We start from the raw sequence: 15,632 nt of genomic DNA, 5'->3' as shown, positions 1-15,632 counted from the left end.
GTGAGCCCGTTCGCCGACTGGCGCCCGGCGGACTACCTGCGGCACTACTGCGTCGAGGTAGCCGACGACGAGCGCGCCACGTTGCCCTTCATCGTCGAGGAGCTGGCCGGGCAGCCGCCGGTGGCGCGTGCGATCGACTTCGGCGCCGGCCCGACGCTGCACCACGCACTGCCGCTGGCGCGCCATGCGCAGCGCATCGACGCGGCCGACCTGCTCGAGCGCAACCTCGAGGAGATCCGCCGCTGGCAGCGCGGCGCGCCCGGCGCGCACGACTGGAACGCCTTCACGCGCGTGGTGCTCGCCTGCGAGGGCAGCGGCGACGGCGCGGCGGCCGTGCGCGAGCGCGAGCGGTTGTTGCGCGAGCGCCTCGACCGGCTGCTGCGCGCCGACGCCGGCGAGGCCGACCCGCTCGGCGCGGCCGCACGCGGGCGCTACGGCATCGTGCTGTCCTGCTACTGCGCCGACAGCGCGACCGACGACACGCAGACCTGCCGGCGCTACCTGGCCAACATCGCCAGCCTGCTCGCGCCCGGCGGCCTGCTGCTGCTGGCCTGCCTGCGGCGCTGCACGACCTACCGCGTCGGCGCGCGCCGCTTCGCTTCGGCGCGCATCGACGAGCAGCAGCTGTCCGGCTGGCTCGCCGCACCCGAACTGAACCTGCAACCCGGCCGCCTGCGGGTGGCTCCCACGCCGCGGCAGCGCGCGCTGGGCTACGACGCCGTGCTGCTCGCAGCGGCACGAAGGAGACTGCCATGAACACCCGATCCCCGGGGCGTGGGCCCCTGCGCGCCCTGCTCGCCGCCCCGCTCGCCGCCGTGCTGGCCGCCCTGGTGACCGCCTGCGGCGGCGGCGGCGATCCCCCGCCGCCCGAGGAGCCGCCGCTGGAGCTTTCGAGCATCAGCCGCTCGTGGAAGGTCGACCGCTACCTCGGCAGCTCGCGTGCGCTGTCGGAGCTGATCAGCCACCCCGAGTCGCGCATCGACGAGCCCGGCCTCGTGGGCGACGAGTACGAGCTTGGCGGCCTGGCCTTCAACGCGCCGGACGGCGGAGACGCCATCGCGCGGCTGGAGCTGTTCTCCAATGCGGACGGCATGACCTACTGGGCCGGCGCGCAGGCCCCCAGCGGCGCGCTGGGCGACGGCCGCGCGGTCGGCGGCCGGGTGAGCTACTCGCAGCACCAGCGCTGGCGCAAGAATGCCGTCGACGCCACGCTGAAGTACGTGATCACCGAGCTTCGGCTCGACCTGATCGACGGCAACCTGCAGTCGCTGACCTTCGCCGAATGCCCCTGGGGCGACGGCTTCACGGTCAGCGACTGCCGCGACACGATGTACGCACGGGTGCTGTTCGGCTTCAGCGTGCGGGCCGACCGCGACCCGTCCAACCCCAGGGACGGCTTCGAGACGCTGATGGGCCGCGACGGCATCGCGCAGCTCAACGGCTGGGTCGGGAACTGGGAGCACGAGGTCGGCGAGGACTGGTGGGGTGCCTGGGAGCCCAAGGACTTCCTCATCACCTACGACCACGACGGCAACGGCAGCAAGCGCCACGCCCACGTCAAGCTGATCAAGCCGCTGGTGCTGGAGGTGCCGCTGGGCAAGCTGCCGATCGGCGCGGAGATCCTGGTCGACACCGAGCTCACCGTGGAGGCGATGAACAACCGCCGCCGCGAGTCCTACGCCGGCGCGTGGTTCCGCGACCCGGCGCGCACCGGCGGGGTGGGCTTCATCGTCAGCGGGCTCGAGCCGGTGCCGCTGGTGGACGTGCCGCCGGCCGACCCGCGGCCGGACCCCTCGCCGGCCTGCCCGGGACCGGCCGATCCGGCCGCCGGCGCGATCGCCTTCGAGTCGGCCGACTTCTTCAGCGCCGAGCTGCCGCTGGGCGCGCGCATCGTGCTCGTGCGCGAGGGCGGCAACAGCGGCGACGCCAGCGTCGAGCTGCGCACCAGCGACGGCAGCGCCCATGCCGGCAGCGACTACGTGGCCACCACGCAGCGCGTCTGGTTCCGTGACGGGCAGACACGCCGCGTGCTGCACCTGCCGCTGCTGCTGGATGGCGTGGCCGAGCCGAACGAGACCCTCGGCCTGAGGATCGCCGACCCGCGCGGCTGCGCCGAGCTGGGCACGCAGCGCACCGCCACGCTGACGATCCGCGACGACGACCGCCCGGCCCCGACGCCCGCGCCGACCTTCACGGTCGGCGGCACGGTCAGCGGCCTCGCCGGAACCGGGCTGGTGCTGCGCGACCAGGCGCGGGCCGTCGCGCTGCCGGTGGCGGCCGACGGTCGCTTCGTGTTCCCGGGGCGCTACGCGAGCGGCGCGGCCTACGACGTGCGGGTGGGCACGCAGCCGTCCAGCCCGACGCAGGTCTGCAGCGTCACGCGCGGCCGCGGCACGGTGGCGGCGGACGTGGACGACATCGCCGTCACCTGCAGCGCGCCGCCGCCCGCGAGCGGGCTCGACCCGACCTTCGGCAGCGGCGGGCGCGTCACGGCCGGCCCGGCCGGCGCGGCCAAGGCGATCGCGCTGCAGGCCGACGGGCGCATCGTCGCGGCGATCGGCAACACGCTGGCGCGTTACCTGCCCGACGGCACGCCCGATGCGAGCTTCGGCACGCAGGGCCGTGTCACCGAGGTGCTGGGCAGCAGCAATGCTGGCGCCGAGATCCTCGACCTGGCGGTGCAGCCCGACGGCCGCATCGTTGCCGCCGGCCGGGCGCGCGGCAGCTCGCAGTCGCCGCTCGCCTACGACTTCGCAGCCGCGCGCTTCGAGCCCGACGGCGCGCGCGACCCGGGCTTCAACGGCGGCCAGCCGCTGCAGGTGGACTGGATCGGCGCGCCGGACCACGCCCACCGCGTGCTGCTGCAGCCCGACGGCAAGATCGTGCTGGCCGGCATCGCGACCACGCTGTACACGTCCACCACCGACGACTCGGCGATGGGGCTGGTGCGGCTGAACGCCGACGGCAGCCTCGATGCGGGCTTCGGCAACGGCGGCCGGGCAGTGGCCGAGTTCGCCCAGCTCGACTTCGGCTACGCCGCCGCGCTGCAGAGCGACGGCAAGCTGCTGGTGGCCGGGCGCGTGAGCCAGGACCGCGGCGACGAGAGCGACGTCGGCATCGCGCGCTTCAACCCCGACGGCACGCTGGACGCCGGCTTCGGCAACGGCGGCCGCGTGATCGTCGACCTCAGCCCGAACGGGGACGAGGCGAGCGCGCTCGCGCTGCAGCCCGACGGCCGCATCCTGCTCGCGGTGGCCTACAGCGAACTCGGCAACTTCGCCTTCGGCGTGCTGCGGCTGAACGCCGACGGCAGCCGCGACAGCGGCTTCGGCAGCAACGGCTTCGCCTTCCGGCAGATCGGCCCGGGCGCCGACACGCCGGCCGCGCTGGTGCTGCAGGCCGACGGGCGCATCGTCGTGGCCGGCAGCGCGCTGGACAGCGCGACCTCGTACGACGCCATCGTCGCGCGCTTCCTGCCCGACGGCACGCCGGACACCGGCTTCGGCAGCGGCGGGTTCCACCGCTTCGACACCGCACAGGGCCGCGACGGCGGATACGACCTGCTGGTGCAGCCCGACGGCAAGCTGCTGATGTCGGGCTCGGCGGGCAACGGCCTCGCGGTGCAGCCGCTGCTGGTGCGCATCGTGCCGTGAACAGGGAGAACGAACATGAACGACCCGTTCGACACCATCGTGCTGGCGCGCGGCCTGGGCCGCGGGCCGACCGCCCTGGCCGCCTTCGACGCCGCGCTGCGCGACGCGGGTGTGGCGAACTACAACCTGCTGACGCTCTCCTCGGTGATCCCGCCCGGCCGGCGCATCGAGCGCGCACGCTGGCGCAGCCCGGCGCAGCACTGGGGGCGGCGCCTGTACTGCGTGCTGTCGCAGGCGCGCGAGGAGCGCCCGGGCCACGCGGTGCACGCCGGCATCGGCTGGGTGCAGGACGGCGCGGACGGGCGCGGCCTGTTCGTCGAACTGCACGACAGCGAACGCGAGCGGCTCGAGCAGGACCTGCACGCCACGCTCGGCGCGATGACCGCGGGCCGCGGCGTCGCGCTCGGCCCGGTGCACACCGAGATCGCCAGCGCGCGCTGCGAGGGCGAGCCGGTGTGCGCGCTGGTGATCGCGGTGTACGCCAGCGAGCCGTGGTGAGCACGATGGACGCCGGCCTGCGCACGCCGCGCGAACGCCTGATCCAGACGCTCTGGTTCGAGGGCATCGGTCTGCTGCTGGTCGCGCCGCTCTATGCCTGGGTGAGCGGCGCGGCCATGGGCGAATCGTTCACGGTCGTGGTCGCGCTGTCGATCGCGGTGATGCTGTGGGCCGCGCTCTACAACACCGTGTTCGATCGCATCGAGCGCCGGCGCACTGGGCGCGTGGCGAGCGACCGGCCGCACGGCCTGCGCAGCGTGCACGCGATCGGGCTCGAGGTCTCGTCGGTGCTGGTGACCTGGCCGCTGATCTGGGCCCTGACCGACCTGGGCTGGTGGGGTGCGCTCGCCGCCGACCTCGGGCTGTCGGCCGTGTACGCGGCCTACGGTTACCTGTTCTACTGGGTGTTCGACCGGCTGCGTCCGGTACCGCCGGCGCTGGATCAGCGGCCGAGGCCGCGGGCGGACTGAGGCCGCGGCGACGCACCATGGCAGAAGCCTTCGACCTCACCCCGGCGCACTGGGCGCGGCTGCGCGAGCTGCTCGACGAGGCCCTCGCGCAGCCGGCCGACGCGCGCTCGCGCTGGCTCGACGGATTGCCGCCCGAAGACCGTGCCTTCGCTCCGCGGCTGGCCGGGCTGCTCGACCATGCGCGGTCCGGCGCCGGCGTCGCCGCCTTGCTGGCCACCTTGCCCAAGGTCGAGACCGGCCAGTTCGCGGCGCCGCCACCCCTGCCCGAACGTGTCGGGCCGTACCGGCTGGTGCGCGAGCTGGGCAGCGGCGGCATGGCCAGCGTCTGGCTGGCCGAGCGCGAGGACATGCTGCAGCGCCGACCGGTGGCCCTGAAGCTGCCGCACGGCGCGTGGAGGCGTGCCGGCCTGGCCGAGCGGCTGGCGCGCGAGCGCGAGATCCTGGCCTCGCTGTCTCACCCGAACATCGCCCGCCTGCACGACGCCGGCGTCGCGGCGGACGGCCAGCCCTGGCTGGCCCTCGAGCTGGTGGAGGGCGAGCGCATCGACGTCTACTGCGAGCGCCACGCGCTCGACGTGCCGGCGCGCCTGCGCCTCTTCCTGCAGGCGGCGCGGGCGGTGGCGCACGCCCATGCGCAGCTGGTGGTGCACCGCGACCTGAAGCCGGCCAACATCCTCGTCAGCCGGGCCGGCGAGGTGAAGCTGCTGGACTTCGGCATTGCCAAGCTGCTGGACCAGGGCCTGACGGTCGAGACCGAACTCACGCGCCAGGCCGGCCCGGTGCTGACGCCCGAGTACGCCGCGCCCGAGCAGCTCGCCGGCGCGCCGGTGGGCACGGCCGCGGACGTCTATGCGCTCGGCGTGGTGCTCTACGAGCTGCTCGTCGGGCAGCGGCCCTACACGCTGCGGCGCGGCGAGCGCGCCGCGCTGGGGGAGGCGGTCGCGCGGGCCGAGGTGGCGGCACCGAGCGTGCGAGCGCCGGCGCCGCGCCGGCGTGCGCTGCGCGGCGACCTGGACACCATCGTGCTGAAGGCGCTGCAGCGCGACGCCGCGCGGCGCTACGCCACGGCCGCGGCGTTTGCCGAGGACATCGCGCGGCACCTCGAGCACCGGCCCGTGCTGGCCCAGCCGGACGCACTCGGGTACCGGTTCGCGCGCTTCGTGCGGCGCCATCGCGTGATGGTCGGCGCCGGTGCGGCAGTGACCCTGGCGCTGCTGGCCGGGACCGGGCTGGCGTGGTGGCAGGCCCAGGCCGCCCTGCGCGCACGCGACCAGGCCGCCGCCGAGGCGCAGGCCGCGCGCAAGGCGGCACGCGCCGCCGAAGGCACCCATGTGCTGGCGGAGTACCTGCTGGTGGACATGTCGGCCAGCCTGTCGTCCGGCGAGCTGGCGCGCCGTCTCGACCGCGCCGCCGCGGCGATGCGCGTGCAGTACGCCGGCGATGCGCAGGTGCGTGCCACGCTGCTGGCCGTGGTGGCCAACCGGCAGCGCCAGCTCGGCGCGCTGCAGCGCTTCCGCACGACGGCGCGCGACGCGCTGGCCGACGCGCGCGCGGCAGGCGACGTCGCGCTCGCCGCCCATGTGGCCTGCTGGCTCGCGCTGGATGGCGTGCTGTCGGGCCAGGTCGCCGACGCCGGGCCGCAGTTTGCGGCCGAACTCCGGGCCCTCGATGCCTTGTCGCCCGATCCGGCGGATCCGAGCGGGCCGGCGCAGGCGCGCCGCTCCTGCCTGCTGGACCAGGCCGATACGCGTGCCCTGGCGGGGGACGTGGCCGGTGCGCTGGCGGTGGTCGAGCGAGTGCAGTCGGACGAGAGCGCGTCGGGTCTGGACCTGATCGAGATGCAGGCCGACACCCTGATGCGGCGCGCGCAGCTGCTCGTGCGGGCTGGCCGGACGCTGCAGGCGATGGCGCTGGCCGAGCAGGCGCAGGCGCTGCTGGAAGCCGGGCAGCGGCGCGAGACGCCCACCGGTGACGGGGTGCGGCGCGTGCTGGCGAGCATTCGCGATGCCGGCGGGCAGCCCTTGCGCGCGCTGCAGGCGGCGGCGCCGCCGCGCCCGCTGCACCTGCTGCGCGCCGGCCGCGCCGAGGAGGCGCTGGCCGGCCTGCTGGCGCAGCACCGCGAGGCCACGGAGGTCGGCGACGACGAGCGCATCCAGCGCAGTCTGCTGGGCGTGGTGCGGGCGTTGCAGGCGCTGGATCGCCCGGCCGAGGCTCGCGCCTGGCTGTCCCGGGCGCACGACGCCCATGCCGCGCTGGTGCGTGCCGTGCCCTACGCGCAGCTCGAGCTGCTGATCCTGTCCGGCAGCCAGGCGCTGCGTGATGGCGCACCGGGCCAGGCGCGGCACGCGGCCGACGGCGCCGAGGCGCTGCTGCGCCGCCACGCCGGCCCGGGCGACCCGGCCTGGCATGCGCTGCACCGGCTGCGCGCCAGGCTGCTGGCAGGCGATGCCGGCGCGGCGCGGCGCGAGCTGCAGGCCGCCCTCGCCGTCTCCCGGGCACGCGCACTGGATCCGGGGGCCAGCGCCGACATCGGCGACGACCTCCTGGCCCTGGCCGAATGTGAACTGGCGGCCGGCTCGCCCGCCGCCGCGCGTGACCTGGCCCGCGACGCGCTGACCCACCTGCAGGCCACGGTCTCGTCCGTGCATCCGGCGCTGGCGCGCGCGCGGCGCCTGGCCGGTGCCGCCTGAGCCGCCTGAGCCGCCTGAGCCGCCTGAGCCGCCTGAGCCGCATTTGGCCTTGCACATGGCTGTCGTCATCGCGCCGCTGCACGAGCACCCGCAGCATGTCGAGTTCGTCGCCACGCTCGTGTACCGCGAGTTCTGGGCCGGTGTGCCCGACGGCCTCAGCGCGGACTACCTGGCCGATGCCTTCGCGGGGCGCATCCCGGGCCGCGTGCTGGCCAGCCTGCTCGCCCTGGACGGCGACACGCCACTGGGCTGCATCCACCTGATCGACAACGACGATGCGTCGCTGCCCGAGCTGCATCCCTGGCTGGCTGCGCTGGTGGTGGTGCCCGGCCGGCGTGGCCAGGGCATCGGTTCGGCGCTGGTGCGCGCGCTGATGGACACGGCCCGCGCGCGCGGCTTCGAGCGCCTGTGGTTCGGCACCGACGGGCCGGGCTTCTACGAGCGGCTGGGCGCCGTGAAGCACCTGCACAAGGGCGGCGACTTCTGGATCATGGCGCTGCCGCTCATGGCGTCTCAGAGCGAGGCCGCCAGCCGCGTACCCTGATCGATTGCCCGCTTCGCGTCCAGCTCGGCCGCCTCGTGTGCGCCGCCGATCAGGTGCACCGCGATGCCGGCGGCGCGCAGCGGTGCCTCCAGCTCGCGCAGCGGCTCCTGGCCGGCGCACAGCACCACGGTGTCGCACTCGATCAGCTGGCCGTCCTTGCGCTGCTCGCCGTAGGTGACGAACAGGCCCTGAGGCGTGATGCGCTCGTAGTTCACGCCGCCGATCATCTCCACCTGCTTCATCTGCAGCGCCGCGCGGTGGATCCATCCGGTGGTCTTGCCCAGGCCCTTGCCCAGCTTGCCGGCCTTGCGCTGCAGCAGCGTGACCCGGCGCGCCGGCGCCGCGGGCTGCGCGCGCACCACGCCGCCACGCACCGCGCCGGGGTCGGCCACGCCCCATTCGGCCATCCACTCGTGCAGGTCCAGCGTCGGCGAGCGGCCCGGCGGCGTGACCAGGAACTCGGCCACGTCGAAGCCGATGCCGCCGGCGCCGACGATCGCCACCCGCTCGCCGACCGGCTTGCCGTGCAGCAGCACGTCGATGTAGCTCAGCACGTTCGGGCCGTCCTGGCCGGGGATCTTCGGGTCGCGCGCGGTCACGCCGGTGGCGAGCAGCACCGCGTCGAAACGCTGCGCGGCGAGGGTGTGGGCATCGGCGCGCGTGGCCAGGTGCAGCACCACGCCGGTGGCCTCGAGGCGGCGGCCGAAGTAGCGCAGCGTCTCGCTGAACTCCTCCTTGCCCGGCACCTTCTTCGCCATGTTGAACTGGCCGCCGATCTGCGCCGCCGCCTCGTACAGGTGCACCTCGTGGCCGCGCTCGGCCAGCGCCGTCGCGGCAGCCAGGCCGGCCGGGCCGGCGCCGACCACGGCATAACGTTTGCTCGCCGGTGCCGGGCGCAGCAGCAGCGTCGTCTCGTGCCCGGCGCGCGGATTGACCAGGCAGCTCGCCAGCTGGTTCTTGAAGGTGTGGTCCAGGCAGGCCTGGTTGCAGGCGATGCAGGTGTTGATGTCCGCAGCGCGGCCCTCGCGGGCCTTGCGCACGAAGTCCGGGTCGGCCAGCAGCGGGCGCGCCAGGCTCACCATGTCGGCACAGCCGTCGGCCAGGATCTGCTCGCCGACCTCCGGCGTGTTGATGCGGTTGGTGGTGACCAGCGGGATGGTCAGGCCCTCGGCGCTCAGCGTGTCGCGCATCTTCTTCGTCACCCAGGCGAAGGCGCCGCGCGGCACGCTCGTCGCGATGGTCGGGATGCGCGCCTCGTGCCAGCCGATGCCGGTGTTGATGAGGGTGGCGCCGGCACGCGCCACGGCCTTCGCCAGCGTCACCACCTCGTCCCAGCTGCTGCCGTCGGGGATCAGGTCGAGCATCGAGAGCCGGTAGATCAGGATGAAGTCCGGCCCGACCGCCTCGCGCACGCGCTGCACGATCTCCACCGGCAGCCGCATGCGGTTCTCGTAGGCGCCGCCCCACTCGTCGGTTCTCTTGTTGGTGTGGGTGACGAGGAACTGGTTGATGAAGTAGCCCTCGCTGCCCATCACCTCCACGCCGTCGTAGCCGGCCTCGCGCGCGAGCTTCGCGCAGCGCACGAAGGCGCGGATCTGGCGCTCGATGCCGCGCGCCGACAGTTCGCGCGGCGCGAACGGCGAGATCGGGCTCTGGAGGCGCGAGGGCGCCACGCACAGCGGCTGGTAGCCGTAGCGCCCGGTGTGCAGGATCTGCAGCGCGATCCGGCCGCCCTCGGCGTGCACCGCGTCGGTCACCTCCTTGTGGCGGCGCGCCGCGCCCGAGGTGGCCAAGGTGCCGGCAAAGGGCTTGGCCCAGCCCTCGATGTTGGGCGCGAAGCCGCCGGTGACCATCAGGCCCACGCCGCCGCGCGCGCGCTCGGCGAAGAAGGCGGCCAGCGCCGCGAAGTGCTTGCGTCCGTCCTCCAGCCCGGTGTGCATGCTGCCCATCAGCACGCGGTTGGGCAGGGTCGTGAAGCCGAGGTCCAGCGGGGCCAGCAGGTGGGGGTAGGCGGTCATGCGGGGCATCGTATCCGCCGGAAACGAAGACGCCCGGCAGGGCCGGGCGTCGGAGCGGCGATTGGAGAGCCGACTCAGATTCCCAGCATCTTCTTCGCCTCGCCGAGCGACTTCATCGAGTCGTCGTGCTTGCCGGCCTTGTGCTGGGCCTCGCCGTCGGCGCGCAGGGCCTTCACCTTGGCCATGTCGGCATCGGCGAGCTTGGGGTTCGTCGCCAGCTTGGCGTCGATGGCCTTCATCTCGTTCGGGCAGTTGTGGGCGAACACGCTGCCGGCGGCCAGCGCCAGCGCGGCGGCGATCAGGGTCTTCTGCATGCCTGTACTCCTGGGGTGGCGACCGAGGCCCGGTCGCGGGCGGCGCGATCTTGCACGCGCTGCCCGGTGTACGCAAACGGCCCTCGCGAAAATCCCCTACCGGATCTTGCCGAGCAGGGCCTCGACGTTCTCCAGCATCGGCAGCAGGTCGGCCTTGGCGCCGCGCTTGTCGCCCAGCTTGGCGCCGAGTTCCTGCTCCATGAAGCAGACCGTCATGCGCACGTAGGCGCTGTCCAGTGCCTTGCGCACGGCCGACATCTGCCCGGCGATCGACAGGCAGTCCTCGCCGTCCTCGATCATGCGCTGGATGCCGCGCAACTGGCCCTCGGCGCGGCGCAGGCGGTGCAGCAGGTCGGTGCGGGATTTCTCGTCGTTCAGGACGGCCATGGCACAGGGCGGCCCGACGTCGGGGTCGTTGCCGCGGGTGGGGATGGAGTCCGTCATTGTGCGCGAGCCGTGGGTGTCACATCTTCGCTTGCAGGGGGATCACTGGCGGCGCCTCGGGCACCAGCAGCGTGCCGGCGCGCAGGCCGCGCAGCGTCGCCAGCGTGAGGGCGAGGATCACCAGCGAGGCGAGCGCGAGCAGCGCGGTCGCGGGTACCGCCAGCCAGGCGCCGTCGGGCGTCTGCGTCAGGCGCAGCGTCAGCGCCGCCAGCGCGGCGAGCGGGAAGCTCAGGCCCCAGTGCGGCAGGCCGAAGGGCTGGGCGGTGATGCGGCGCGCCAGCGAGGCGGCCCACAGCGCCAGGAACAGCGCCATGCCCCACAGCATCCAGGCCAGCGCCGGCGGGGCGGCCCATTGCAGCGCGGCCAGGCCGATCACCGCCGGCGGCGCGACGAAGATGAACATGGTGGGCAGCAGCCGGTCCGGCAGCATGCCGGCCTGCGCGATGCGCACGATGACCAGCACGCTGACCAGCGGCCAGAACAGCAGACCGACGCCGAACTGCGCCGCCGACCAGGCCGGAAAGCCGAGCGGCAGGCCGGCCAGCGGCGCCAGCACGTTGCCGACGATCGGGATGAAGAGCGCCGGCGTGATGCCCTGCCAGTTCCACGCCCCCGCGCCGGCCGCCGGCGTGCCGCGCAGCCAGCGCGCCAGCACCCACCACGTGACGCCGAACTGCGCCAGGCAGCCGACCCACCACAGCGCCGCCGCGCCCGGCGCGGTCGCGCCGAAATGGGCCACGAACAGCGTGGCCAGCAGGATCAGCGAGATCGGGATGGCGGCGAAGAACGCGTGCCGCACCGGGTGCCGCAGGTCCGCCGCCAGGTCGTCGGGGTGGCGCTGCCAGCGCCACAGCGTGGCCAGGGCGAGCGCCACGAAGGCCAGCAGCGCCACCGCGGCGGCCACCAGCGAGACGCCGGTGGCGAGTTCGCCAAACGTCGGCGTGGCACGGTGCCAGGCCAGCGCCAGGCCGCTCCAGCCCATCACGCTGGCGAACCAGCCGGGCATCAGGTGCTTCAGCGGGGAATCGGTCGGGGCGTTCATGCCGGCGAGCCTACTTGAGCGTGCGGCCCTGCGCGTCGCGCACCGCCACCGTGACGGGGATCGCGGGCGCGATGCTCTGCGTGACGGTGCAGAAGGCCTCGAACTGCGCCAGCACGCGGTCCAGGTGGGCCAGCGTGTCGGCCGGCACGCCCAGCGTCAGCGTGGCGTGCAGCGCCAGCACGCGCACGCGGCCCTCGGCGTTGCGGCCGACCTCGGCGTGTACCTCGGCCGCGATCGGCTCGGGCGCCTGCTTGTACTTGCGCAGCGCGAACAGCAGCGAATCGGCCAGGCAGTTGCCCACCGCCGCGGCGAGCAACTGCACCGGCGAGGGCCCGGTGGACTGTCCCAGCGGCGGCGGCTCGTCGGCCAGCAGGGCCGGCACCGGCGCGCCAAAGTCGATCTCGAAGCGGTAGTCGCGCTGCTGCGCGAGCCGCACGGTGACGGTCTGCTCGGACATGATGTTCAGCGCGCGCAGCTCGCGCCGCCCTCCTTCAGGCCCATCTTCCTGAGCAGGAAGCTCGGCGGACAGAAGCCGGTGATGCCGGACTGGAACAGGTTGAAGCCGACGAAGGCGGTGAAGGCGAGGAACCACTCGCTGACGAAGACCGGGCTGCCCTCGATGCCGAGCGCGAGCGACAGCATCACGAAGAAGCCGGCCATGAGGCGGATGGCACGTTCGATGGTCATGGGGAACTCCTTGGGTTCAGGTCGGTGAAGCTTCGTGCCGGCGCCGGTAGACGGCGTAGTACAGCACCGGGATGACGACCAGCGTCAGCAGCGTCGAGACGAAGATGCCGAAGATCAGCGCGATCGCCAGGCCGTTGAAGATCGGGTCGTCGAGGATGAAGAAGGCGCCGATCATCGCGGCCAGGCCGGTCAGCGCGATCGGCTGCGCGCGCACCGCGGCGGAATCGACCACCGCGCGGCGGAAGGCCACGCCGCGCGCGAGCTGAAGCTCGATGAAGTCGACCAGCAGGATCGAGTTGCGCACGATGATGCCGGCCAGCGCGATCATGCCGATCATCGAGGTGGCGGTGAACGGCGCGCCGAGCAGCGCGTGGCCCGGCATCACGCCGATCACGGTCAGCGGGATCGGCGCCATGATCACCAGCGGCGTCAGGTAGCTGCGGAACTGCGCCACCACCAGCAGGTAGATCAGCACCAGGCCCACTGCGTAGGCGGCGCCCATGTCGCGGAAGGTCTCGTAGGTGATCTGCCATTCGCCGTCCCACTTGATCGCGTAGGCGCGGAACGGGTCGGCCGGCTGGCGGATCCAGTACTCGCCCAGCGCGCCGGTGTCGGGCAGCGCCGCTTGCCCGAGCTTGCCGCGGATCGCGAACAGGCCGTAGAGCGGCGAATCGACCATCGTGCGCTCGTCGCCTGGCACCGCTCGTGTGCCGACGTCGGCCAGCACGTAGGCCACGGGCTGCAGGTCCTTGGTGTAGCGCGGCTTGTCGATCACGCCGCGCTCCACGCGCACCAGCTCCGACAGCGGCACCAGCGTGCCGTTGGCCGCGCGCAGCGGCAAGGCGAGCAGCGCGTCCAGGCCGAGCTGGCGCTCGGGCGGCAGCTGCAGGCGCACCGGCACCGGGTACTTGCTCTGGCCGTCGTGCAGGAAGGCGGCGTCGGCGCCGGACAGCGCGGCCTGCACCGTCTGCGCGACGGTCGCGGCCGGGATGCCGAGCGTCTCGGCGCGCTGGCGGTTGATGCGCAGGAAGGCGCGCGGCGCGTCGGCCACCAGCGTGCTGTCGATGCCGACGATGTGCGCGGTGGCGCCGAAGGCCTCGACGAGGCGCTGCGCGAGGCGTTCGCGCCCGGCCTCGTCCGGCCCGTAGACCTCGGCCACCAGCGGCGCCAGCACCGGCGGGCCGGGAGGCACCTCGACCAGCTTGAGGCGCGCGCCGTGCTTCGCGGCGATCGCGTCCAGTGCCGGGCGCAGGCGCTGCGCGATGGCGTGGCTCTGCTCGTGGCGCTGCGACTTGTCGACCAGGTTGACCTGCAGGTCGCCCTGCTCGGCGTCGGCGCGCAGGTAGTACTGGCGCACCAGGCCGTTGAAGGTGATCGGGCTGGCGGTGCCGGCGTAACCCTGCAGGTCGCGCACCTCGGGCTGGGCCGCCAGGTGAGTGCCGAGCGCCTGCAGCGTGGCGGCGGTCTCCTCCAGCGGCGTGCCGGCCGGCATCTCGACCACGAGCTGGAACTCGCTCTTGTTGTCGAACGGCAGCATCTTCAGCACCACCCACTGCACCAGCGCCAGGCCGACCGACAGCGCCAGCGCACCGACGATGCCGGCCAGCAGCAGCCAGCGCTTGCGCGCGCTCGCCAGCAACGGCATCAGCAGCGCCTCGAACACGCGCTGCAGCCGGGTCGGCGCGGCGCCTTCGGCCGGCGCATGACCGGCTGCGTGCGGCTTCATCAGCTTGAGCGCCAGCCAGGGCGTGACGCTGAAGGCGATCGCCAGCGAGAGCGCCATGCCGAGGCTGGAGTTGATCGGTATCGGGCTCATGTACGGCCCCATCAGCCCGCTGACGAAGGCCATCGGCAGCAATGCGGCGATGACGGTCAGCGTGGCCAGGATGGTCGGCCCGCCGACCTCGTCGACCGCCGCCGGGATGATGTCCGCCAGCGGCCGGCCCGGCTCGAGCTGCTGGTGGCGGTGGATGTTCTCCACCACCACGATGGCGTCGTCGACCAGGATGCCGATCGAGAAGATCAGCGCGAACAGCGACACGCGGTTGAGCGTGAAGCCCCAGGCCCAGGAGGCGAACAGCGTCACCGTCAGCGTCAGGATCACCGCGGCGCCGACGATCACCGCCTCGCGCCGGCCGAGCGCCAGGCCGACCAGCAGGATCACCGAAGCCGTGGCGAAGGCCAGCTTCTGGATCAGCTTGTTGGCCTTCTCGGCGGCGGTCAGGCCGTAGTCGCGCGTGACGGTCGCCTCGATGCCCTGCGGGATCACGCTGCCGTGCAGCGCGTCGACACGCGCGCGTGCGGCCTGTGCCACGTCGACCGCGTTCGCGCCGGGCTTCTTGGTCACGGTCAGGGTCACCGCCGGGTGCACCGCGCCGGCGGCCGCGCCGCTGGCGGCAGCGGGCGTGAACCACACGTAGCGCTGCGCCTGGCGCGCGCCGTCCTCGATGCGCGCCACCTCGGAGAGCCGCACCGGCTTGCCGTTGGCCACGCCGACGATCAGCTCGCCCACCTCGGCGGCGGAGCGCAGGAACTCGCCGGTCTCGACGGTGAGCGCGCGCGGCGCGGCGGCGCTGTCGTCGAGCACCGCACCGGCCGGCATGGCCTGGTTGGCGCCGGCGAGCGTGGCCTGCAGGCGTGCCACGTCGACACCGCGGGCGCGCAGCGCCGCCGGGTCGAGCCAGACGTTCACCGCGCGGCCCGGGCCGCCGATGGTCTGCACCTCGCGCGCGCCGGGCACGCGCTTGAGCTCGGCCTCCAGCGTGTGCGCCACCGCCTCGAGGTCGAGCGCCGGCGTCGGGTCCTTGCTCCACAGCGTGACCGCCAGCACCGGCACGTCGTCGATGCCCTTGGGCTTGACGATCGGCGGCAGCGTGCCGAGGTTGGAAGGCAGCCAGTCCTGGTTCGCGTTCAGCACGTCGTACAGGCGCACCAGCGCCTCGGTGCGCGGCACGCCGACCTGGAACTGCACCGTCAGCACCGCCAGGCCAGGGCGCGCCACCGAGAAGGTGTGCTCGATGCCGGCGATCTGCCCGAGTGCCTGCTCGGCCGGCCGCGCGACGAGGTTCTGCACGTCCGCGCTGGAGGCCCCGGGGAAGGGGATCAGCACGTTGGCCATCGTCACGTTGATCTGCGGCTCTTCCTCGCGCGGCGTGACGAGCACGGCGAAGGCGCCCAGCAGCAGCGCCACCAGCGCCAGCAGCGGCGTCAGCGCGTGAGTCTGGAAGGTCCGCGCCAGGCGGCCGGAGATGCCCAGTTCCATGGTGCCGGGC

The 15,632-nt window shown here is 73.7% G+C and carries 13 protein-coding genes; 6 read left to right on the top strand and 7 right to left on the bottom strand.

Annotated features, from left to right (window positions below; all coding sequences use genetic code 11):
* Genes gntF through D9C15_RS15450 form a run of 6 tightly spaced genes read left to right on the top strand, consistent with a single transcriptional unit; the run spans position 1 to position 7,855 of the window.
* A complete protein-coding gene (gene gntF, locus D9C15_RS15475; RefSeq protein WP_127998744.1) occupies positions 1-756 on the top strand; it encodes a guanitoxin biosynthesis pre-guanitoxin forming N-methyltransferase GntF in 756 nt (251 codons plus the stop codon).
* Entirely contained in the window at positions 753-3,653 is a 2,901-nt protein-coding gene (locus D9C15_RS15470) for a Calx-beta domain-containing protein (protein ID WP_127998742.1), read from the top strand. Before gntF ends, D9C15_RS15470 begins: the two co-directional genes overlap by 4 nt.
* Before the next feature lie 15 nt (positions 3,654-3,668).
* The gene (locus D9C15_RS15465) at positions 3,669-4,151 is read left to right on the top strand and encodes a pyruvoyl-dependent arginine decarboxylase (RefSeq protein ID WP_127998740.1); all 483 of its coding nucleotides are present in this window, start codon (positions 3,669-3,671) and stop codon (positions 4,149-4,151) included.
* Between the two features lie 5 nt (positions 4,152-4,156).
* Entirely contained in the window at positions 4,157-4,621 is a 465-nt protein-coding gene (locus D9C15_RS15460) for a PACE efflux transporter (RefSeq protein WP_240668427.1), read from the top strand.
* Between the two features lie 17 nt (positions 4,622-4,638).
* Positions 4,639-7,311: a serine/threonine-protein kinase gene (locus D9C15_RS15455; protein ID WP_127998736.1), complete on the top strand. Its 2,673-nt coding sequence runs from the start codon at positions 4,639-4,641 to the stop codon at positions 7,309-7,311.
* A gap of 55 nt (positions 7,312-7,366) precedes the next feature.
* Complete coding sequence (locus D9C15_RS15450) at positions 7,367-7,855, top strand: GNAT family N-acetyltransferase (RefSeq protein WP_127998734.1); 489 nt, start codon at positions 7,367-7,369, stop codon at positions 7,853-7,855.
* Here the strand turns inward: D9C15_RS15450 and D9C15_RS15445 are convergent.
* From D9C15_RS15445 to D9C15_RS15415, 7 genes are all read right to left on the bottom strand, one after another.
* Positions 7,825-9,873: an NADPH-dependent 2,4-dienoyl-CoA reductase gene (locus tag D9C15_RS15445; protein WP_127998732.1), complete on the bottom strand. Its 2,049-nt coding sequence runs from the start codon at positions 9,871-9,873 to the stop codon at positions 7,825-7,827. The genes D9C15_RS15450 and D9C15_RS15445 overlap by 31 nt on opposite strands.
* A 74-nt stretch (positions 9,874-9,947) precedes the next feature.
* A complete protein-coding gene (locus D9C15_RS15440; protein WP_127998730.1) occupies positions 9,948-10,187 on the bottom strand; it encodes a PA2433 domain-containing protein in 240 nt (79 codons plus the stop codon).
* A gap of 96 nt (positions 10,188-10,283) precedes the next feature.
* On the bottom strand, positions 10,284-10,631 hold the full coding sequence (locus D9C15_RS15435; protein WP_310734479.1) for a metal-sensing transcriptional repressor: 348 nt from the start codon (positions 10,629-10,631) through the stop codon (positions 10,284-10,286).
* 19 nt (positions 10,632-10,650) lie between these two features.
* Positions 10,651-11,673 (bottom strand): SLAC1 family transporter, encoded by a 1,023-nt coding sequence (locus D9C15_RS15430; protein ID WP_127998728.1) that lies wholly within the window; start codon positions 11,671-11,673, stop codon positions 10,651-10,653.
* A gap of 10 nt (positions 11,674-11,683) precedes the next feature.
* On the bottom strand, positions 11,684-12,130 hold the full coding sequence (locus D9C15_RS15425; protein WP_127998726.1) for an OsmC family protein: 447 nt from the start codon (positions 12,128-12,130) through the stop codon (positions 11,684-11,686).
* 5 nt (positions 12,131-12,135) lie between these two features.
* On the bottom strand, positions 12,136-12,360 hold the full coding sequence (locus D9C15_RS15420) for a YgaP family membrane protein (protein ID WP_127998724.1): 225 nt from the start codon (positions 12,358-12,360) through the stop codon (positions 12,136-12,138).
* Between the two features lie 16 nt (positions 12,361-12,376).
* On the bottom strand, positions 12,377-15,622 hold the full coding sequence (locus tag D9C15_RS15415) for an efflux RND transporter permease subunit (RefSeq protein ID WP_127998722.1): 3,246 nt from the start codon (positions 15,620-15,622) through the stop codon (positions 12,377-12,379).
* Between the last annotated feature and the right edge of the window lie 10 nt (positions 15,623-15,632).

Origin of the sequence: Piscinibacter defluvii (assembly GCF_004011805.1) — a bacterium.
Taxonomy (GTDB): domain Bacteria; phylum Pseudomonadota; class Gammaproteobacteria; order Burkholderiales; family Burkholderiaceae_C; genus Piscinibacter; species Piscinibacter defluvii.
This window is presented reverse-complemented; position numbering and strand designations above follow the sequence as displayed.